The organism is Pseudomonas sp. GD03903 (genome assembly GCF_029840045.1).
GTDB classification, from domain to species: Bacteria; Pseudomonadota; Gammaproteobacteria; order Pseudomonadales; family Pseudomonadaceae; genus Pseudomonas; species Pseudomonas pseudonitroreducens.
On sequence record NZ_JAOCBT010000005.1, the window covers coordinates 76,901 to 97,365 of the forward strand.

Annotated in this window: 21 protein-coding genes; 5 read left to right on the forward strand and 16 right to left on the reverse strand. The window is 64.0% G+C overall.

All coding sequences use genetic code 11. The features are described from left to right. Window positions 1–3 precede the first annotated feature (3 nt). Genes ccmE through ccmA form a run of 5 tightly spaced genes read right to left on the reverse strand, consistent with a single transcriptional unit; the run spans window position 4 to window position 2,678 of the window. Window positions 4–450: a cytochrome c maturation protein CcmE gene (ccmE, locus tag N5C91_RS09295; protein WP_003149827.1), complete on the reverse strand. Its 447-nt coding sequence runs from the start codon at window positions 448–450 to the stop codon at window positions 4–6. Continuing rightward, window positions 434–625 carry a heme exporter protein CcmD gene (ccmD, locus tag N5C91_RS09300; protein ID WP_003149824.1) on the reverse strand — a complete coding sequence of 64 codons (192 nt, stop codon included), beginning with the start codon at window positions 623–625 and terminating at the stop codon, window positions 434–436. Before ccmD ends, ccmE begins: the two co-directional genes overlap by 17 nt. Continuing rightward, window positions 622–1,359 carry a heme ABC transporter permease CcmC gene (ccmC, locus tag N5C91_RS09305; RefSeq protein WP_003149822.1) on the reverse strand — a complete coding sequence of 246 codons (738 nt, stop codon included), beginning with the start codon at window positions 1,357–1,359 and terminating at the stop codon, window positions 622–624. The genes ccmD and ccmC overlap by 4 nt, the downstream gene beginning before the upstream one ends. 12 nt (window positions 1,360–1,371) lie before the next feature. After that, the gene (ccmB, locus tag N5C91_RS09310) at window positions 1,372–2,058 is read right to left on the reverse strand and encodes a heme exporter protein CcmB (protein ID WP_003149819.1); all 687 of its coding nucleotides are present in this window, start codon (window positions 2,056–2,058) and stop codon (window positions 1,372–1,374) included. Then, window positions 2,055–2,678, reverse strand: a complete 624-nt coding sequence (gene ccmA, locus N5C91_RS09315; protein ID WP_003149817.1) for a cytochrome c biogenesis heme-transporting ATPase CcmA — start codon at window positions 2,676–2,678, stop codon at window positions 2,055–2,057. Before ccmA ends, ccmB begins: the two co-directional genes overlap by 4 nt. Before the next feature lie 168 nt (window positions 2,679–2,846). Between ccmA and N5C91_RS09320 the strand changes: the two genes are divergently transcribed. Continuing rightward, window positions 2,847–3,515: a response regulator gene (locus N5C91_RS09320; RefSeq protein WP_003149815.1), complete on the forward strand. Its 669-nt coding sequence runs from the start codon at window positions 2,847–2,849 to the stop codon at window positions 3,513–3,515. Next, window positions 3,512–4,897 (forward strand): ATP-binding protein, encoded by a 1,386-nt coding sequence (locus tag N5C91_RS09325; RefSeq protein WP_003149813.1) that lies wholly within the window; start codon window positions 3,512–3,514, stop codon window positions 4,895–4,897. The genes N5C91_RS09320 and N5C91_RS09325 overlap by 4 nt, the downstream gene beginning before the upstream one ends. A gap of 153 nt (window positions 4,898–5,050) precedes the next feature. Here the strand turns inward: N5C91_RS09325 and lnt are convergent, their stop codons facing one another. The 10 genes from lnt to N5C91_RS09375 form a co-directional block, all read right to left on the reverse strand. Then, the gene (gene lnt / locus N5C91_RS09330) at window positions 5,051–6,586 is read right to left on the reverse strand and encodes an apolipoprotein N-acyltransferase (protein WP_023120491.1); all 1,536 of its coding nucleotides are present in this window, start codon (window positions 6,584–6,586) and stop codon (window positions 5,051–5,053) included. An 87-nt stretch (window positions 6,587–6,673) separates the two neighbouring features. Then, a complete protein-coding gene (locus N5C91_RS09335) occupies window positions 6,674–8,932 on the reverse strand; it encodes a cation-translocating P-type ATPase (protein ID WP_011517003.1) in 2,259 nt (752 codons plus the stop codon). Then, window positions 8,913–10,010 carry a c-type cytochrome gene (locus N5C91_RS09340; RefSeq protein ID WP_004350647.1) on the reverse strand — a complete coding sequence of 366 codons (1,098 nt, stop codon included), beginning with the start codon at window positions 10,008–10,010 and terminating at the stop codon, window positions 8,913–8,915. Before N5C91_RS09340 ends, N5C91_RS09335 begins: the two co-directional genes overlap by 20 nt. Further along, on the reverse strand, window positions 9,994–10,800 hold the full coding sequence (locus tag N5C91_RS09345; protein WP_023120493.1) for a c-type cytochrome: 807 nt from the start codon (window positions 10,798–10,800) through the stop codon (window positions 9,994–9,996). Before N5C91_RS09345 ends, N5C91_RS09340 begins: the two co-directional genes overlap by 17 nt. Before the next feature lie 8 nt (window positions 10,801–10,808). Continuing rightward, window positions 10,809–11,450, reverse strand: a complete 642-nt coding sequence (locus N5C91_RS09350; RefSeq protein ID WP_003149800.1) for a cbb3-type cytochrome c oxidase subunit II — start codon at window positions 11,448–11,450, stop codon at window positions 10,809–10,811. Continuing rightward, complete coding sequence (locus N5C91_RS09355) at window positions 11,447–13,003, reverse strand: cbb3-type cytochrome c oxidase subunit I (protein WP_003149798.1); 1,557 nt, start codon at window positions 13,001–13,003, stop codon at window positions 11,447–11,449. The genes N5C91_RS09350 and N5C91_RS09355 overlap by 4 nt, the downstream gene beginning before the upstream one ends. Window positions 13,004–13,521: 518 nt before the next feature. Continuing rightward, a complete protein-coding gene (locus N5C91_RS09360; RefSeq protein ID WP_004350643.1) occupies window positions 13,522–15,192 on the reverse strand; it encodes a bifunctional protein tyrosine phosphatase family protein/NAD(P)/FAD-dependent oxidoreductase in 1,671 nt (556 codons plus the stop codon). 48 nt (window positions 15,193–15,240) lie between these two features. Then, window positions 15,241–16,119, reverse strand: coding sequence for an MBL fold metallo-hydrolase (locus N5C91_RS09365; protein WP_003149790.1), 879 nt, complete (start codon window positions 16,117–16,119; stop codon window positions 15,241–15,243). 187 nt (window positions 16,120–16,306) lie between these two features. After that, on the reverse strand, window positions 16,307–16,834 hold the full coding sequence (locus N5C91_RS09370; RefSeq protein ID WP_004350638.1) for a rhodanese family protein: 528 nt from the start codon (window positions 16,832–16,834) through the stop codon (window positions 16,307–16,309). 22 nt (window positions 16,835–16,856) lie between these two features. Beyond that, the gene (locus tag N5C91_RS09375; protein WP_227492951.1) at window positions 16,857–17,165 is read right to left on the reverse strand and encodes a metalloregulator ArsR/SmtB family transcription factor; all 309 of its coding nucleotides are present in this window, start codon (window positions 17,163–17,165) and stop codon (window positions 16,857–16,859) included. Window positions 17,166–17,317: 152 nt separating this feature from the next. On the opposite strand from N5C91_RS09375, the gene N5C91_RS09380 reads away from it, so the two are divergent. The 3 genes from N5C91_RS09380 to N5C91_RS09390 all read left to right on the forward strand — a co-directional run bounded on the left by N5C91_RS09380 (window position 17,318) and on the right by N5C91_RS09390 (window position 19,480). Then, on the forward strand, window positions 17,318–18,544 hold the full coding sequence (locus N5C91_RS09380) for an MFS transporter (RefSeq protein ID WP_004350634.1): 1,227 nt from the start codon (window positions 17,318–17,320) through the stop codon (window positions 18,542–18,544). Window positions 18,545–18,620: 76 nt separating this feature from the next. Next, window positions 18,621–18,998, forward strand: coding sequence for a carboxymuconolactone decarboxylase family protein (locus tag N5C91_RS09385; protein WP_004350630.1), 378 nt, complete (start codon window positions 18,621–18,623; stop codon window positions 18,996–18,998). Between the two features lie 110 nt (window positions 18,999–19,108). Then, window positions 19,109–19,480, forward strand: a complete 372-nt coding sequence (locus tag N5C91_RS09390) for a DsrE family protein (protein WP_003149783.1) — start codon at window positions 19,109–19,111, stop codon at window positions 19,478–19,480. 59 nt (window positions 19,481–19,539) lie between these two features. On the opposite strand, the gene N5C91_RS09395 is transcribed toward N5C91_RS09390, so the two are convergent. Continuing rightward, window positions 19,540–20,364 carry a crotonase/enoyl-CoA hydratase family protein gene (locus N5C91_RS09395; RefSeq protein WP_276554013.1) on the reverse strand — a complete coding sequence of 275 codons (825 nt, stop codon included), beginning with the start codon at window positions 20,362–20,364 and terminating at the stop codon, window positions 19,540–19,542. Window positions 20,365–20,465: the final 101 nt, after the last annotated feature.

The window sequence follows — 20,465 nt, forward strand, 5'->3', positions numbered from 1 at the left end:
GGGTCAAGGCTTCCTTGAAGCCGGCTTCTTCTGGACTTCGTCCAGCGCATGCTGGGCCTCGGGCGGCATGTAGTTCTCGTCGTGCTTGGCCAGCACCTCCTCGGCGCGAAAGAGGCCGGCACTGTCCAGCCGTCCTTGAACAACCACCCCTTTTCCTTCACTGAACAGGTCAGGCAAGATGCCCGAATACGTGACCGGGATTGCTTTGACCGTATCGGTGATGACGAACTGCACGGCAAGCTCACCACGCTGGCGCTTCAGACTACCTCGTTCCACCATGCCGCCGACTCGAAAGGTGCGCTCCAGTGGTGCCTCCCCGGCACTGACCTGCGAGGGCGTGAAGAAGAACACAAGGTTGCTCTGAAAGGCATTGAGCACCAGCGCGGTGGCGATGCCGAGGGCGGATAGCCCGGCGACGATGAGTGCGATGCGTCTATTTCGTGGCTTCACGCCGCGCCTCCTTGCCCAGCAATTCCGACTGGATGCGCCATAGCGCTGCTCGGCGCCGGCGCCGGAGCATTCGGCATTCAGTCCAGAGCAACACCACCGTCGTCAGGACGGATCCCCAAACGTACACGCCATATCCGCCCATCGCCAGGAACTCACCCACACTGGCCCAGTTCATCGCTTCACCTCCTCGATGTCCTGCAGCCAGCCGGCGTGATGTTCGCGTTCCAGGATGATGCAGCGCACACGCGCCAGCGCCGCCGCAGCCGTGTAAGCCCAGGCCGCAAGAACCATGATCAGCATGCCCAACAACATGACCGTCGCCATGGAGGGCGAACGAGTCAGCGATACCGAGGCGCCCTGGTGCAAGGTGTTCCACCACTGCACGGAGAAATAGATCACAGGGATGTTCACCACGCCGACCAGTGCCAGCACGGCGCCTGCCCGGTCGGCACGGCGACGATCTTCGATCGCCGACTGGAGTGCGATGAAACCGATGTACAGAAACAGCAGGACTAGTTCAGAGGTCAGCCGCGCATCCCAGACCCACCAGGTTCCCCACATCGGCTTTCCCCACAAGGCGCCGGTCCACAGAGAAAGGAAGGTGAACAGTGCACCCGTGGGGGCCAGCGCCGAGGCCATCATTGCCGACAGGCGGCTGTTGAACACCAGGCCAATGCCGGCCCAGAACGCCATCGCCAGATAGATGACCATGGACATCCATGAAACCGGCACGTGCAGGAAGATGATGCGATACCCCTCTCCCTGCTGGGCGTCGGTGGGTGCCAAGAAGAACCCCACATAGACGCCCGCGAGCGACAGCGCCGCGGCGGTCACGCCGAGCCAAGGGACGAGCTTCCCCGCGAGTGGGTAGAACGCCTTGGGAGATGAAAACTTGAACCAGTTGACCATACGCTTCGCTCCTCAGTACTCCAGTGCGATGCGCAGCGATGCACTCGCTGCGAATGGCGTGAAGAACGCCGCCAAGACGAACACGGCGGCGAGCAAAGAGAGGTTGGCCGACGCTCCCTGACCGATGATCGACGCATCGACCGCGCCGGCACCGAAGATCAGCACCGGGATGTAGAGCGGCAGCACCAGCACAGCAACGAGGACACCCCCTGCGCGTACGCCCAGCGTCAGCCCCGCGCCGACGGCGCCGATGAGGCTGAGCACCGGCGTACCGATAACGAGCGATGCGGTCAAAATCCAGAGGGACAAGGCAGGCAGGTCGAACTGCAATGCCAGCGCGGGCGCAAGCAAGGCCAAGGGCAAACCGGACAACAGCCAATGCGCCGCGATCTTGCCGACGACCAACATGGCCAACGGCGCTGGCGACAGCATCATCTGCTCCAGCGTGCCATCGGCGTGATCCTGCTCGAACAGGCGATTGAGCGAAAGCATGCTGGCCAGCAACGCCGATACCCACAGGACGCCCGGAGCGATCCGTCGGAGCATTTCGCGCTCGGGGCCGATACCCAATGGAAACAGACTGACGACCACGACAAAGAAGCAAAGAGGTATCAGCGCGTCTGACCTTCGGAGCAAGGCGAGCTTCAAGTCCCGGCGCATCACGACAAATACCGGATTGGCAACGAGGGGCCGGCTCATGCCCCCATCCGGACGGTCTGAGAAGTTTTCAAGGCCAGCTCCTGGTGACTCGTCAGAACGACCATGCCGCCGCGTGACTGGTGCCGATGGATCAGTTCACCAAGCCATCGCGCACCGAATTGGTCCAGCGCTGTGGAGGGCTCATCGAGAATCCACAACTTCCTCCTGTAGAGGAGCAATCGAGCCAGGCTTGCACGACGCTTTTGGCCTTGTGACAACATCCGGAACGGCAAGTGCCTGTGCTCGGCCAAGCCAACTTCGTCCAACGCTGATTCCACGCATTCCGTGGTGACCGGCTCACCAGCGATGGCGGCCGCGGCAAGCAGGTTGTCCAAGGCATTCAGGTCTTCTTTGAGTCCAATGCCATGGCCGTTGTAAACCAGTTCGCGTTGGTATTCACTCCACTGGTTGCGCAGCGGCTTTCCTTTCCACAAGACTCTGCCAGCAGCAGGCGTAGCGAACCCTGCAAGCGTTCGCAATAGCGTGGTCTTCCCGCTGCCGTTCTCGCCGTGCACCGACAGGCACTCGCCCGGCACGATCCGGAAAGTCAAATGGTCAAACAGGCGGCGCTCCCCGCGAACGCCCGCGAGATCGAGAGCTTCAAGCATGGGCCGGGTCATAGTTCATGCACATGGGCATCCCTGGAAGGTGCGCCCTCAAGGGGCAATCTTCAAAATCATGTCTTCTCCCGATTAACTGAGAATTAGCGGGAACTTGCGTCCTACCTTGCTGTCATTTCTGGCCTAACATGAGCGTGTCAAACAAGCAAATTCAGGTTGGTAGGCGCCATGCGAATACTGTTGGTGGAAGACGACAAACTGATCGGACGGGGGATCGTGGCCGGTCTGCACAAGCACGGCATCGCGGTGCATCACGTCGGCACCGCAGAAGAAGCCGAAGCCACGCATGCGGAAGACACCTTCCATGCCCTGGTGCTCGATCTCGGGCTGCCTGACCGGGACGGCATGGAGTTGCTGGCCAGCATGCGGGCCGTCGAACCTCAATTGCCCGTCCTGATCCTCACGGCGCGGGACGCCATCGAACACAGGCTCAAAGGGCTGCATGAAGGTGCCGACGACTACATGATCAAACCGTTCGACCTGCGTGAACTCGCAGCCCGGTTGCATGCGCTGGTCAGACGCACGCAAGGCCGTGCGGCCCAGGTCATCTCGGCCGGTCCCCTGCGGCTGGAGCCGGAGAGCGGGCTGGCCTGGTTCCAGGGCGAGCCCGTCTCCTTGTCGCGCCGCGAGGTCGATCTGCTGGCCCATCTCGCCAACGCCGATGGCCGGTGGGTCCCGCCCGACATGCTCAACGAGCGCTTGTACGGCCTCGGGGAAGAGATCGGCAGCAACGCGCTGAATGTGCATATCCACAACATCCGCCGCAAGCTCGGCGCCGAAGCCATCGAGACGGTCCGTGGGCTCGGCTATCGGCTGGGCTGGAGGCTTGCATCATGAGCCTGCGGCTGCGCGCCGTTCTGATCGCCGGCATTTCGCTGTTGGTTCTGTGGGGCGCTGCCGCCGGCTGGATGATGCGCGGCGTTCATTCCAATCTCGACCGGACCCTCGACGGTCGTCTTGCCATGTCGGCACGCATGGTGTCGGGGCTTCTTGAACGCGCCGCGCTGGCTCCGAATGCAGCGTCCAACGACTTCACCGAGGCGGTGCGCGTCAGCGGCAAGGAGGGCATCGCATGCGAAATCCGGTCTTTGCAGGGAGAGATCCTGGCACGAACGACCACCGGACCTCACTCGGAGTTCGAGTCACTGCCGGCCGGCTTCAGCACGCGGGACGTTTTGGGACATCAGTGGAGGGTCTACGTTCTTCGTGCCAATGGCTACCAGATCACGACGGCGGATCGCGTGGATCAGCGGGATATGCTGATCAACGAATTGCTAAGCGTGGCTGGCGTGCCCTTCTTGATTGCCTTCCTGGGCGGCCTGGCTGCCCTTTGGATCGGCATCGGACGGGGGCTCGCCCCCCTGGAGGCTCTGTCGCAGCAATTGCGCGACAAACACGCGGACGACACGTCCCCGATCGCCGTCAACCATTCACCCTCGGAACTGCGCCCGGTTCTGGACGCAATGAATGGGCTTCTCAAGCGCCTGGCACGGACACTCGCCAGCCAACGGGCATTCACCGACGCCGCGGCGCACGAGCTGCGCACGCCGTTGACCGTGATCGATACGCACCTGCAGGTGGCCCGGATCAGTGAAGGCGACGAGGTGGCGTCCTCTCTTTCCAGTGCAGAGGAAGGCGTGAAGCGGCTGAGGCGCACCTTGGACCAGATGATGATACTGGCCCGCGCCGAGACGTCTGCCGACAAGGCGGATGGTTGCACTTCGGTGGTCGCTTCCGTCGGCGGCGTGCTGGAACAGTGGAAGGCCGCAGAAAAAGAGCGCTTGTCGTTGAACGTCAGCGGCGAGGACATCGGAACCCCGGTGCCCAAGTCGATGCTGGAAACGGCGGTTCGCAATCTGGTTGACAACGCGATGCGCTATTCGCCGCGAGATACGGCCATCGAGGTGGGCGTGTTCCTGGATCCGAATGCACAGCAGTGTGTGATTAGCGTGTCGGACCGTGGCCCCGGGCTGACTGCCGAGCAGGCATGCCAAATTGGCCAACGTTTCTGGCGCGGTGATCAGGGCCGAAAGAGCAAGGACGGGGCGGGCCTGGGCATTTCGATCGTTCGGGCCATTGCAGAGAGATTTGGTGGGGCCCTGAATCTCGAACCCCGGGAAGGCGGAGGCCTGGTTGCGAAATTTCTCGTGCCCACCGACCCCGCACCCAAAAAAGGTCAAGCTAGGCCTGCAGGGCGTGGCTTGGATTCAAAACCGTAGGTTCGGACCCTGCCAGGGATAGCGCGGTCACAGCCAATGGACGCAGGCGTGCTGATGTGGTTCGCCTTCGTTCGATCCAGCGCCTGACTTCGGAGTAGGCATCCGCCAGGGATCAGGCGCATGGCGGTGCTCGTGCGGCTGCCGCTCTTGCGACTACCGTGGGGTCGGGCGCCGTACGAGAGCAGCCAATACTATCCCTACCAGCAACAGGACCGGCTGGTCGCCATAGCGAACATACGGCGTCAGGCCGCTCATGCCTTGTACGGTCGCGGACAACACGCCCGGCCGATGTGGCGGCAGAGCGGCAACGACCCGTCCTTTCGGATCGATCGAGGCCGTGATGCCTGTATTCGTGGAGGTCACCATAGGCCGAGCGGTCTCGATGCTGCGCAACCGCCCGATCTGCAGATGCTGGCGAAGCGCCCAGGTCTGGCCGAACCAAGCGAGGTTGCTCAAGTTCACGAGCACGCTCGCGCCGGGTCCTGCGCCTGGGGTCGGCAGGAGCGACGGGAGCAGCTCGGAACCGAAAACATCCTCGTAGCAAATGTTGAACGCCAAATGCTGATCATTCACCGAGAATGGTCTCTGGACCGGGGCTCCACGATCGAAGTCACCCAGCGGCATTTTCAGCATCCGCGTGAACCACTCGAACCCAGCCGGTACATATTCGCCCCAGGGCACGAGGTGGTGCTTGTCGTAGCGTAGCGGCACGGAGGCGTCGACAAGCTGCTGCAACGGCGTGCCGGAGTCGAAGCCGATGGCGCTGTTGGTGTAGCGCGAACTGCCGTCGGCCGCCATGCTGTGCAAAGGGACGCCCATCGCGATCGTGCTGCGCTGGTTCGCCGCTACGTCGAGCCAGGTTTTCCAAATCATCGGGTCGAGCTGGTCTTGGAATACGGGCACGACGGTCTCTGGCAAGACGATCAGGTCCGGATGCGGCTCTCCGGGGCCCGGTGGCTGTGCGGCCAGCCGCAAGTGACTGGCGATGCCGTCTTCAAGCAGGGTCGGGTCGAACTTCTGCGATTGATCGATGTTTCCCTGCACTAGCCTCAGATGCAGCGGCTCGCCTTCGGCCGTCGACCAATCGAGGCGAGTAAGTGTCCATCCCGTGGCGATCAGGATCAGCACCGTCGCCAGCAAAGACACGTTCGAGCGCATGGAAGCCGCGGCCGGACGCGACAGGAACGCCACGGTCCCCGAGGCGCACGCCGCGAGCAGCGCGACGCCATGCACGCCCAGCAACGGCGCCCAGCCGACCAAGGGGCTGTCCACATGGGCGTAGCCAATGTTCAGCCACGGAAAGCCCGAGAACAGCACGCCGCGCAGCCATTCCGAGGCGGCCCAGACAGCTGACCAGACCAGCACTTGTGACAGCGCTGCTCCCCGCCGAGTGCGAGACTGCAGCCACTTGCTGATCGCGCAGGCAAGAGCGGGAAACAGCGCGAGAAAGGCAGACAGCGCCACGACGCTCGCACCGGCCAGTGGCGCGGACAAACCACCGTAGTCATGGATGCTGATGAACAGCCAGTACAAGCCGACCGCAAAATTGACGAAGCCGAACGCCCATCCGCGAAGGAATGCCTGCCGGCCGCGCTCGGCGGCAAAGCTGGCGCGTGCCAGCACCGCCAGCGCGAGGATTTGAACGATGGGCAGCGACCACTGGGGCAACGGATCCGGGGCGAACGTCAACGCATGTGCGCTACCGGCAAACGCCAAGGTCGCGGCATTTCGCCACCGCGCAAGCCTGCTCACAGCCTGAGCATTCCAGTGCTCCTTTCAGGACGCAGCCGGCTTGGCCTGCATCGACTTGTCACAGACGACGCGGCCCTGCAGCAGCCTGCAGGTGTTCAGGAGCACCGACGCGCTGCTGGCCAGCATGGCGAGCGCGGCGGCAAAGGGCGTCACGCCTGCTTCGAACAGCACGACAATCACGGCGAGGTTGTACACGACGGAAAATGCGAGATTCTGCCGGACGATGCGATCAAACTTGCGAGCCAACTCACGGGTCTCGACGACAGCGCCCACGCTGCCGTGCGCGATCACCACCCCGGCTGCGGAAACAGCCACGGAACTCGATCCTGGGATGGCGATTCCGCAGGCTGCCTGGGCCAGGACCAGGCCATCGTTGGCGCCGTCGCCCACGAATGCGACAGGCGCTGGGCTCTTTGCCACGATGTCGGCTTTTTCTTCCGGAGAGCAATCGGCCTCGACCCGGTCGAAGTCTATGCCCAGGTCAGCCGTCAGGCGTTCGGACGCTGCGCTGGAATCCCCGGTCAGCAACCAGAGTTTCAATCCCTGCGCACGTAACCGCTGCAGTGACGAACGGGCGTCGTCGCGAGGGGCATCCTGCAGACGCAAGGAGCCGAGCCAATCCCGGCCATTGGCTACGTGTACCAGCCCTGGCAGGCCATCTTCCGGCGGCATGCCCTCGACTCCCGCGGCGAGCAGCCAATGCCTTTCACCCACCCACACGGTCTCGCCGCCGGGGACATGCATCGTCACGCCTTTCGCGCACGCCGTCACCTGGCATCCGTCGGGCTCGCACGCGCTGCTCATTCCAGACTGCCGGGCCGCGAGGACCACCGCGTGTGCAATGGGGTGCGCGACGCCGGCCTCGGCCCTTGCCGCAAGGTCGATGAGGTCCTGTTCGGCCCCCCCGTGCCGCGTCTGGATGCTGACGATACGCATCTGACCGCACGTCAATGTGCCGGTCTTGTCGAACGCCATGATCCTTGCCCTGGCGAGCGCTTCGACGCTCGCGGAGTCTCTCAGGAGGACGCCGCGCCGCGCGGCCTCGCGGCAGGTAAAGGCGTAGGCCAGCGGCATCGCCAGACCGACCGCGCAAGGGCAGGCTGCGACCAGAAGGCTCAGCGCACCGAGCAACGCCTGGTCTGCGCTTGAGCCGTTCCACAGGTAATGGACGAAGGCGAGCAGAGATGCCGTCACCACGACCGGGAGCAGTATCCGGACGAAGCGCTCGGCCGTCTCGGACAACGACGAACGAGCGCCAAACAGCTCAAGCATGCGCAGGCCGAGCACGTCCAATCGTCGGTCCCCCGCACCGGCGGTCACGTGGACCGTCAGAGGTCCGCGCAGGTTCACGGACCCGGCGAAGACCCGTTCGCCAGGCTGAACGCTGCGAGGCGCGGACTCGCCTTGCAGCAGCGAGAGATCGACGGCCGACTGTCCCGCTACGACGATGCCATCGACCGCGATGCGCTCGTTGGCGCGTATCAAAACGGTATCACCGGGCGCGAGCTCTGCCAGCAGGACGGTGCTCTCGGCCTTTTCGCCGCCGGCAGAAGTCAGCTTCGTCGCGGTTTCCGGCGCAAGGCTGCGCAATGCTTGTACGGCAAGTCCGCTCTCCTGCCGGGCATGGATTTCGATCAATCTTCCGATCAGCAGAAAAGTGATCAACATGGTGGCGGCGTCGGTGTAAATCGCCACGGACCCCATGGCCAGGGACCCGACCGACACAAAGAGGGAGCCAAGGACAGCAACAGAGGCAAAGACGTCCATCCCTGCGATCCCGGCGCGCAGCGAACGGGCGGCGGCGCGGTAGAAATCCCACGCCGAATATCCGACGACGGGAAGGCTTGCTACGACGCTGGCCCAGGCGATGACGAGCGCCGCCGCCTCGTCGGCGTTCAGGTAAAGCACCCATGAGCCCAGCATGCTCCACATCCCGAAGACGACCGCGACGGTCAACTGCAAGCGGATCTTCCTGGCCTGCCGCTGCAGGGCCGCTTCCAGCTCGTCGCTGCCTTTCAACGGGGACAGTGCGTAGCCCAGACCCTCGGCCTTTCGCAGCAGCAAGGGGAAGTCGATCGACTCCGGGACCCAGGTCACCAGCGCCGAACCGGAGGTGAAATTCACCGTCGCCGAGACCACGCCGGGCACACGCTGCAGGACGCGCTGCAAGGCCATCGCACAGCTCACGCACCAAAGCCCGTCTACGAAAAACACCATCCGGCCCGCCACACGGGCCTGCTCATAGTCGAAATCCCCACCGGAACTACGGTCCGCTCTTGGCATCCGTTCCAACCCCAAGCAGTTTTCCGCCCACGACCTTCCCGTAGTAGCTTTGCTCACCTTCGTGGTATTTCTCCAGCGCCTCAGCCACGGTTCCGGTCTGGCGTGTGTCCTTGGGGCGTTCGTGGCTGTTGATGAATGCCGCCACGTCCCAGGCCTCCTGTTCTGTCAGACTGTATGGCTTTCCAAGCGGCATGTTCGCCCAGATAAAGCCCGCTGCAGTATCGATGCGGGCCATGCCGGCGCCCCAGTTGTACGACTCGGGTCCCCAAAGCGGGGGAAATCTCATCTTGCCGTTTTCCTCCCGCGTGCCCTGTCCATCAGGACCATGGCACAGTGCGCAATTTTGTTGATAGACCGCCAGACCTCGGCCCACGTCGTAGTCGTCCTTTGGTTTCGGCACCTTGGGATAGAGCGCTCCGCGCGGCTTGTTGCCGGCGGGCAGCCCATCGGCCATCCAGGCCATATAGGTCATGAGATCGCGGTACACATCGCTGCCAGCGGGCGGCGGTTTCCCGGAGGACGACGCCTGGGCGTTCATCGAATAGGTGAAACAGCCCATGATCCGGTCTTCGAGCGTGCTGATGGTCCCGGTCTTGCTGCGAAAAGCGGGGTAGGACGCATAGGCCGCCCACATCGGTGCGGCATTCTCTCGCCGTCCCGAGTCGAGGTGGCAGTTCGCGCAGGCCAGCGAATTGCCCACGTGGTCTTTGACCATGGCGCCAGTGTCGGTGAAGATTTTCATTCCTCGCCGGATGGCATCGCCATAGGGTCCTTTCGGAATGTCATCCTCCGCAGGCGGGAGGTAGTAGCCGTCCGCACCGACGGGCATACCGGGCGGAGACGCCTTGGCGTCTTTTGCGTAGGCCTTGCGAGCAGCTTCCATATCTGCTCTCGAATAGGGCGCGGCCGAAGGAATCGTGACCGTTTTGCCGCTGATCGCGCTGTACAGATACCCCATCACGCCGCTCTCGTAGACGCCGTAACCTGCCGAAAACAGCAGGAGACCCAGCGCCGCAGCATAACCGGCACGCCGGAGTGTCCCCGTGTGCGCAGAGCGGCGATCACCGTTGTTCGTCATGATTGCCTCCTTTGCTGCCCGGACGCAAAGATCCGAAATACTGAGCCACATCGCGCATGTCTTGGTCCGACATGCGCGACGCGATGTCATCCATCAAGGATTGCGGCGAATTGTGGCGATGGCCGCCTTTCCATGAGACCAACTGGTGGAAGATGTACTCGGGCTGCTGACCCGCCAGCGCAGGGAAATGGCCGCCGACACCCTCACCCTGCTGGCCATGACAGGTCACGCACGCCGGGATATCCTTTTTCCAGTCGCCCGTTCGGCTCAGTGCCTCTCCACGCGCCGCGTCTCCGCCCAGATCGACGGGCGGCCCGGCAACGTGCGGCAGCGCAGCGTAATAGGCCGAGACTTGCCCGATCTCCTCGGCGCTCATTGCACTGGCCACGTACCGCATGGACTCGTTGGGGCGGCTTCCGGTAGCGAAGTCGTGGAGTTGCTTCGCGATGTAGGCTTCGGACAGGCCGGCCAGCGCGGGCGTCAGCCCCGCGCCAGCACCGTGGTCGCCGTGACATGACGCGCAGGCCCAGACGATGTCGTTGCCCTGAAAGACGAGCACCGGCGCGTCATCGGGAACTGCGGGCGCCTGCTGCTTCGGCGCAACGGTCCCGCCAATCGCCGCCCCGCGATTCGGCGCCAGGTCGGCGATGTAGCTCAAAGCGCCCCAGATCGCCAGCGCCAGGAAGATGGCCAGCACAAACAAGGGAATGGGACGCGATTGCTCCCAGGGGTCGAATGTCGGGTCTACGTCTTGAACACGACGCCCCTTGCCGCTCAGCTCGGATTTCATCTCGCCCCTCATTGACGCGGGCCCTTCTGAGTTTTCGGATCGTAGCCACGATCACGCAATGTCGCCTCTTTGGCGCTGACGGGGTAGGAACGGTCCAGGCTCAACAGGTACGCGACCAGGTCGAGCGCCTCCTGTCGGGCCACCACCACTTTCCCGTCCGCGGGACGGTACTCCTGCGGCAACTTGACCACGACCTCGCCGGGCGCGGCCTTCTCCTTGACCTCGAAGAGGAAGGGGTACGAAGGCATGATGCTCCAGTCGAAGATGGCCCTGGGCTGGTACAGGTGGGTCAATTGCCAGTCCCGGCTCGGCAGGCGCACCCCGACATTCAGCAAATCGGGGCCGGTGCGCATCGTCCCGAGCAGTTGGGGAGCGTCGTAGGCGTAGTCGCCCGGCGTGGACGGCCTTCCCCAGCCCCGGGCCTGATCCGCCAGCGTCTGGCCACTCGAACGAGGCTGCTGGCTGTGACAGTAGACACAGCCATTGGCCACGTACTGCGCACGGCCTCTTAGCTGTTCGATCGTGTAGTTCTGCAACTGCGCAGGTGCCTGGACCGTACGGACCTGCAGGCCGGGGAGCACCACGAGCATGACGGTCGCGAACACCAAGATTCCGACAGCGCCGACGAACAATGGAATCAGCCGGTTCATGCGTCACCTCGCCGTTTCGACCAGAGTAGGGCCATCGCATGGAAGGCAAAGACGAAGTGTCCCAGCGTCATCATGCCGCCGCCCACCGATCGACCTTCGAGATACGGCACGATGTTGCGGGTGATGTCAGCGAAACTGGTCTGTGGATCGAGCAGCGACATGCCTTGCAGGAAACCGCCGATGGTCAATGACAGGAAATAGATCAGAAAACCCAGGACCGTCAGCCAATAGTGGATGGCGATGAGTCGCGGACAGGGCCAGTTCTTGCCCGTCAGGTAGGGCAAGAGATAGTAGAAGGCGCCGAACAGCACGATGGAGACGAATGCGTAAGCTCCCAGGTGCGCATGCCCCACCGTGTAGTGCGTGAAGTGGGTGATCGAGTTGATGGCCCGTACAGCCTCCAGCGATCCCTGGAAGGATGCGGCCGTGTACATCAATGCGCCCGTGGACACGAAGCGCAGCGCCATGGACTCCTTGAACGCCCAGAAATTCTGCGCGACCGTCACGTGCTGATTGATCGCCACCGCGATGACAGGAATGAACATCATGACGCTGTGCACGATCGACAGCGTGACCACCCACGTCGGCACGGGCCCACCGATCAGGTGATGAATACCCACCTGGCTGTAGAACAAGGCAAGGCCCCAGAAGCCCAGCAGCGAAACGCTATACGAATAGATCGGCTTGCCGATGATCTTGGGAATCAGGTAATAGGCAGCACCCAGCCCCAGCGGTGTCAGCCAGAGGCCAAGCACGTTATGCGCGAACCACCAGTTGGTGGTGGCTTGCTGCACGCCTGAATGCAGGCCCGGGATATTCGCGATGAAGAACAGAATGGGGAACCATGCCAGTCCCGCGAGGTAGTACCAGCCGCTGACGTAGATGTGGTGAACGTTGCGTTTTCGGGTCGTCGCGATGGCGGACCATGCGATGAAGAAGCCGCCGAGGGCCAGGACGATGTCGATCTGCCATGGGATTTCGAGCCACTCCAGGCCGTCGCTCCATCCATTGGCAATGGCAATGGCACCGGCCGCCACGCCGAGGGCCCACAGCACCGCGCCCACCATCGCCATTGCGGGCCTTCGCAGGGGCGTATGAAACATGCGAGGGATGATCCAGAGCGCGACCGCTATGCCCCCTGTGGACAGCCAGCCGTACGCGACCAGATTCAGATGGACGGTGCGCGCGCGCCCGAAGGTGGTGAACGCCTGACTCGCCAGCCAGTCGGGCCAGTGCAACTTCAGCGAGGCGATCATCCCGAACAGCGAGCCAACGATCAGGAACAGGAAGGAAGCGATGGACAGGACCAGTACGACGTTCCGACCCGGGGCGTCGACGCCGGCACGCAAGGCGTCGAATCGATGCTCGGCCGCCCCTTCATCGAATGAAGATGGATCATCCGGGGAGCCGGCCTCGCCCTCCAGAAATATGGTCGAAGCCTCCTTCTTTCCCGCATGGATCTGGCGCGTCACGATGGACCAGATCAACGCGCCCAGAGCCGCCAGCGAGACGATAAAGCTCAGAGCAAGGAGAAACCCTAGGCTTTCATTCATGGGCGCTCCAGAAATGGCGCGCAACCATCCGAATTGGTTCCGATGCCAACCACTGGTGTTGGCGATAGTGTTCCATCAGGGCTTGCCTCAGCATTGTTTTTATGAATGTCGCATGTGAATCACGGGAATGATGGTCAGCCTCGATTAAGCGAAAGTTAAGAGTGTTTTTCGAGGTGCCCCGCGCTCTTTGACCGTGGACTGTCTGGATGGCGAGATCCAAATACAGTCGGCCCGGATATTCGAATCGTCGTGACGCGAAGGTCTCGGCCGCCTCGCGGCAGACACCGGCGCTGCGCCTGGGGTCAGCATCGGCAGGGGGCGGGACGATCGCTTGTTCGCCTAGTGCCAGGAAATCACAGTGGACGCACGTATCCGTTATAACCACCCGCATCCCGAAGGACAGTCTCCCCTGGCAGGGATAGCCGCTGTTGAGGCTCGGAGGGCCGAATGCCGCTCCTCCTTTCGCCCGCACTATGAGCGTCGGTTTCCCATGTCCCGGCGATGACGCATGCGGCGGCTCACCCGTCCGAGAGGACAGGATGCGCGAGCCATTCGCGGCCCTTGAGCATGCCGTCCCAATAGACCGGCGGCAGGATGCGTTCCTTCAGCAGCCACGCCAGCGATGACGGCCGCTTGCCGTCGATGAACCATTTCGGAAACGAAGGCGCCAGCTTGCCGCCGTAGGCAAATTCCGCCAGCACGATCTTGCCGCGCTCGACAGTGAGCGGGCAGGAGCCATAGCCGTCATAGCTGGCCAGGCGCGTGGACCCGCTCCGGGCGGCGAGCAGGTTGTGCGCGACCACCGGCGCCTGCTTGCGTGCGGCCGCAGCAGTCTTGGCATTGGTGGTGTTGGTGCAGTCGCCGAGTGCGAAGACGTTGGCGTACTTCTTGTGGCGCAGGCTCGACGGGTCCACGTCCACCCAGCCCGCAGCGTCCGCCAGCGGGCTCACTCGGATGAAGTCCGGCGCCTTCTGTGGCGGCACGGCGTGCAGCAGGTCAAATGGACGGGTGACGCGCTCCTTGGTGCCGTCGGCGTTCGTGCGGATGAAGGTGGCTTCATGCGCTGCGCCATCGACGGCCACGAGCTGGTTGCTGAATTGCAGATCGATGCCATAAGCCTTCACGTACTCCATGAGCGCGGGCACGTAGTCCGGCACGCCGAAGAGCACGCCTCCCGCGTTGCAGAACTCGATGTGGATGTTCTTGAGCACGCCCTGCCGCTTCCAGTGATCGGCCGAGAGGTACATCGCCTTCTGCGGCGCACCCGCGCATTTGATGGGCATGGGCGGCTGCGTGAACAGGGCCTGGCCGCTCTTGAGGTTCTGCACCAGTTCCCAGGTGTAGGGCGCGAGGTCGTAGCGGTAGTTGGAGGTGACGCCGTTGCGGCCCAGTGTTTCAGGTAGGCCCTCGATGCCGTTCCAGTCGAGTTTCAGGCCCGGGCAGACCACGAGCTGCTGGTACTTGACGACGCGGCAGCCATCGAGCACGAGGGCGTCGCGCTCGGGCTCGAACGCGGCGACGGCCATCTTGATCCACTTGACGCCGCGCGGAAGCACGCTCGCCATCGTGCGCGCCGTGTGCGCAGGCGGAAAGATGCCCGCGCCCACCATCGTCCACCCCGGCTGGTAGTAGTGCACATCCGCCGGGTCGATGACGGCGATGTCCGCGTCCGGCTTGCGCGCGAGCAGGCTGGACGCCACCGCGATGCCCGCCGCGCCCGCGCCGACGATCACGATGTCATGCGTGGCGTCCACGACTTCGGTGGGTGTGCGCCCGCCGTTGGCGATGCGCCGGGCCACGCCGGACAGGTCGTAGCCGGCACCGCGCGCGGCTTCGAGGATGGAGGCCAACGGCTGACGCTGCGCCTGGCTCAGCGCCCACAGCGTGGCCGAGCGCGTGCCGGTGCGGCAGTAGGCGAACACCGGGCCGGGCAGTTGCGTCATCAGCGTCCCGAAGGCCTGGGCCTGCTGGTCGGTCACTTTGCCGGACTCGACGGGCAGGTAGGTCGCCGCCATACCCAGTGACTGGGCGGCCTGCTCGATTTCGCTGAAGCCGGGCTGATCGCCCGCTTCTCCATCGGGCCGATTGCAGATCACCGAGCGGTAGCCAGCCTCGGCGATGGCCTGCAGGTCGGTGGCAGCGATCTGGCCGCTGACGGCCAGTCCCTGGTCCAAGGCTTTGATGTCCATGAGGGTCTCCTGCCCGGAAATTGTCCTTTCAGCCGGTCGGTGCCGCTCTCAGAGGGCATCGATGGGAATCTTGAGGTAGTGGACGCCGTTGGATTCGGCAGGCGGCAACTCGCCGGCCCGCATGTTCACCTGCACGGAGGGCAGCAGAAGCACGGGCATCGCCAGCGTGGCGTCGCGCTGCTCGCGCGTGGCCGCGAAGTCATCCTCGCTGATGCCGTCACGCACATGGATGTTGTGCGCACGCTCCTCGGCCACGGTGGTCTTCCATTGAAGCTCGCGCCCCCCGGGGCGGTAGTCGTGGCACATGTAGAGCACGGTCTCCGGCGGCAGCGACAGCACGCGGCCGATCGAGCGGAACAGTGTGCGCGCGTCGCCACCCGGAAAGTCGCAACGCGCCGTGCCATAGTCGGGCATGAACAGCGTGTCGCCCACGAAGGCTGCGGCAGGCGCTTCAGGTGTGGCGTTGTCCTGGACCAGATAGGTCATGCAAGCGGGCGTATGGCCGGGGGTATGCATGGCCCGCACCTGCAGCGTGCCGAGCATGAAGGTCTCGCCGTCGTCGAACAGACGATCAAACTGCCGGCCGTCACGCGCGAAGGCCGGCTCGGCGTTGAAGAGCTGGCCGAACACCTGCTGTACGGTACGGATGTTCGCCCCAATGCCGGTTCGGCCGCCCAGGCACGAATGGAGATACGGCGCGGCGCTCAGGTGATCTGCGTGCACATGCGTCTCCAGAATCCACTGGACGCTCGCCCCCAGTTCCCGCACGCGCTCGGCCATGCGGTCCGCGCCGGCGCGCGAGGTGCGGCCGGATTTAGGATCGTAGCCGAGCACGCTGTCGATGATGGCGCACTGACCGCTTTTCGTGTCCAGCACGATGTAGCTGAAGGTGCTGGTGTCCTCGTCAAAGAAGGGTTCGATCTTCACGGTGTCTTTGCCTCGCTGAATGTATGACCCGTCTGTTGTCGCCCAAGCTCCCTTGATCGGATGTTTGTGGGTCGTTCTCACATGCCAGATGGTGTCCGGGTCGAATTAACTCAAAATTAAAAACTTGCCGTCGCATGTTCTTGCCGACCGGCGGCCGAGTGAAGAAATCGCTTCCCCACCCGTAGACTCAGCCGGCCAGCGCGCGGCGGTTCCAGGGCATGCGCATCAGCACGCGCGCGAGCCCACAGAACCCCGAGACACCGGCGAAGACCAGCCCCGCGCCCACGAAGCCCGAAAGCACATGGAACCATGGCGAAATCGTGGCGCCCAGCACGGCACCCAGCACGATCAAGGACCCCGCAACAATCTGCACCTGCCGTTGCAGCTCCAGGGGTTGAGAGGCGTCCGCCACGACGGGCAGGCCGGCCTTCTTCCAGGCGTCCAGCCCGCCTTCAAGCACGTAGGCCTCGCAGGCCGTGCATGCCCCCAGCGTCGGGGCGTTCACCCGCGTCCGGTTGCCCGAGCGGCAGTGGAAGATGATTGCCGAAGCGCCGTCGAGCGGCAGGCCGCCGCTTCGCAAGCGGTCCATCGGCACATGGCGTGCCTGCGCGATGCGCTCACGGGCATGTTCGTCCGCCGCACGGATGTCCACCAGAACGGCACCCTGGTTCATGAGTTCGCTGGCAGCTTGGGGCGAGATGGATTTCAGGGACATGGCAATGGCCTCCGAGGGTGGATCAGGGACAGAAGATGGCCTTGAGCGTGGCGATGAGCTTGGCCACGTCGGGGTTGTCGATACGGTAGTGCAGGGTCTGCGACTCTCGCCGATAGGTCACCAGGCCTTCCTCGCGCATCTTGGCCAGGTGCTGGGACAAGGCGGACTGGCTCAGCGCCACGTTTTCGTGCAGGGCACCGACGGTCATCTCGCCATGCTCGATCAGCAGGCAGAGAACGAGCAGGCGATGCTCATTGCCGACCGTCCGCAGCATGGCCGCAGCCTTGGCCGCGCCGTCCTGTAGAAACGACTGGTCTTTCTTGTCAACCATCATGGCAGCTTGTATTTAACATGTATCTAATTTAGCATAAGCTAATAAAATATCAAGGCACTTCCTCGAAGGCAGGAAGTGCGGCAGGTCTTCCTGCCGGTGTTCTCATGCTGCGGCGTGGGTTCGCCTGACACCTCATTCCTGATTCGTTCATGACGCCACCTGCTTCGCTGCCACCGCCCGCTGCGACAGATGCCCGCCGCAATGTGGGCCTGCTGATGGCCGCCCAATCGCTGGGCGGCGCCGCGCCACCCATCATCATTTCGCTGGGCGGCATCGTGGGTCAGATGCTGGCCAGCAACCCTTCGCTGGCCACACTGCCGGTCAGCCTCTACAACCTGGGGCTGGCGCTGTCGACCATCCCTGCGGCCCTGCTGATGCGTCGTCTGGGCCGGCGCGCGGCCTATGCGTTGGGGGCGCTGCTGGGTTCGGTGTCCGGGCTCATCGCCGCATTGGGCGTCCTGTGGGGCAGTTTCGAGACCTTCTGCGTGGGCACGGCGATGGCTGGCTTCTACGGCGCGTGCGTGCAGAGCTACCGCTTCGCGGCCAGCGATGCGGTGCCGCCGCCGCAGCGCGCCACCGTCATCTCGCGCATCATGATCGGCGGCCTGATCGCCGCGGTCATCGGCCCGCAGGTCGTCATCTGGACGCGCGACGCCTGGCCCATGGCGCCGTTCGCTGGCAGCTTCCTCGGGCAGGCGGGCCTGGCGCTGCTGGCCTTGCCGCTGCTGCTGATGCTGCGCATGCCGCCGCCCCAGGCGTCCGCCGTCGTGGGCGCGGCGCGCCCGCTGGCAGTGATCGCGCGCAGTCCAGGCTTCGTCGTGGCCGTCACGGCGGGCATCGTGTCCTACGGCCTGATGGCTTTCATCATGACGGCCGCGCCGATGGCCATGGTGGGTTGCGGCCACACCGTGGGCGAGGCGGCGCTGGGCATCCAGTGGCACGTGCTCGCCATGTTTGCGCCGAGCTTCTTCACCGGCCACCTGATCGCGCGTTTCGGCAAGACCGCCATCACGGCGTGCGGACTGGTGTTGATCGGCACCTCTGGCCTGCTGGCCCTGGCCGGCCTCGAACTTCTGCACTTCTGGGGCTCGCTGATCCTGCTGGGCGTGGGCTGGAATTTCGGCTTCATCGGCGCCACGGCGCTGGTGACCGACTGCTACACCGCGCCCGAGCGCGCCAAGGTGCAGGCACTCAACGATTTCCTGGTGTTCGGCACCGTGGCCGTCGCCTCGTTCGGGTCGGGCCGGCTGCTGAACACCTCGGGCTGGGAAACCATCAACGGCCTGATGCTGCCCCTCATCGCGCTCGTGCTGGCCCTGCTGGGTTGGCTGGCTTGGCGCAACCGCCGGCAGTCGGCGGCGGCCGCTGCGCCATGAAGCCGTCTGGGTCCGGTCGAGCGTGCGGGTCAACCCGGTTTCATATTCGATGTTCCAAAACCATGAGGAGTTCGCGATGACGACAAGTTACCGGCAACTGACGCAGGACGTGGTGGCTCACCTGGCGCCCCTGCACAAGGGAGTGCCGCAGGTCATGAAGAGTTTTGGTGAGATGGGCAAGGCAGCGATCGCCGACGGCGCACTCGACGCCAAGACGAAAGAGCTGATCGCGTTGGCGATCGGCGTGGCCGCGCGGTGCGATGGCTGCATCGGCTTTCATGCCAAGGCATTGGTCAAGCTCGGCGCGACGGCTGCGGAGGTCCATGAGGCCCTGGGCGTGGCCATCTATATGGGAGGGGGTCCGTCGGCGATGTACGCATCGAACGCGGTGGCCGCCTTCAACGAGTTCGCGGCGCTGTCCAGCATTCCGGGCGCGCCGGCCAGCGCCCCGTAGCCTGGGCCCGGTCCGTCGTGCGGCGCCGCGGACCGCCTGCATCCGGTGCCAGAGCTTTGCACCCTCCAACTCGCATCCCCACAGTCGCTGTTTATCACAAGGACCTAGCCATGCAGACCACCGACTTCGTTGCGACCATTTTTGACGGAAGAAGCAATCCCAACAAGGTGACCGTGACCTTCATCATGGCGCTCAACGCGCTGCTCAAGGGACATACGGCGACCATCATCCTGATGGTGGAAGCCGTGGAACTGGGACAACCCGGCGCGGCCGCTGGATTGGACATCGGCAAGCCTTTCGAACCCGTTGCCGATCTGCTGGAGAAATTCTTGGAAAAGGGAGGTCGCATTGCCATCTGCGGCTCGTGCATGATCCACAACGGTATGACCGCCGCGCAGATGGACCCGCGTTTTAGCGTCATCAACGCACCCGATGTGGTGGAGTTGCTGATGGGCGCCAGGGGGTCCTTGCAAGTGACCTGAGCCCAGCCATGACGCGGTCGCGCATCGCTGGCCGAGGCCGGTAGCGCGCGTCTTGAAGATCAAGCATTCAGTTGGACCTTGTGCGCCTTCTTGTTCACGAAATCGCCCAGGCGCTCCTGCACATCGTCACCCTGCTGGATCATGGCCATCACCAGCCCCTCGGTGAACAGCCCGTCCGTGGCCGACATGTCGGCGATGCGGCTGATGGCGCTGACGATGGCGTAGTTTGAAAGGGGCGCATTGCCCGCGATCTTCTTTGCGAGGGTCAGGGCGAACTCGGGTGCGGGCGTGTCGCCTTTCGCGATGTCGCATACGTAGTGGGCCAAACCCAGTTCGCGGCCCTCCCGCGCATCGAGGACCCGTCCGGTGAGCATCATCTCCACCATGCGAGGGGCGGAGATGATCCGCGCAGTGCGCACCGTGGCGCCGCCGCCCGTGAAGATGCCTCGGGTGCCCTCGGGCAGTGCGAAGAAGGTGCGGCTGTCGGCAACGCGCACGTGGGCTGCGCTGGCCAGTTCCAGCCCGCCGCCCACGACCGCTCCCTGCAGGCAGGCGACCACGGGAATGCCGCCATGCTGGATCTTGTCGAACGCGCGGTGCCAGCCCTGGCAGACGCGCATGAACTCGACGCCGCTGCGTGCCTTGTCGTGATGTTCCTTGAGGTCCAGGCCGGCACAGAAGTGATCGCCCTTGGCCGTCAGGAGGATGGCCCGGATGTGGCTGGGCACCGCTGAGAAATAGGCGTCGATGGCGGCGATCGCTTCCTCATTGAGCGCGTTGCGCTTGTGCGCCATGTTGAGCGTGACGATGCCGATGTTGTCTTGTTCGGAGGTCAGCAGAATGGGCTCGGACATGAAGTTCTCCTTGCAGTGGGTCATGAACATGGTGGTCTGCGGCGGGCAGGTCGATATGCTCGGTCCGGCAGGCATCGGCCGCCTCGCCGCTGCGGTGACGGCATGGCCCGCACTGAAGCGGACCATCCGTT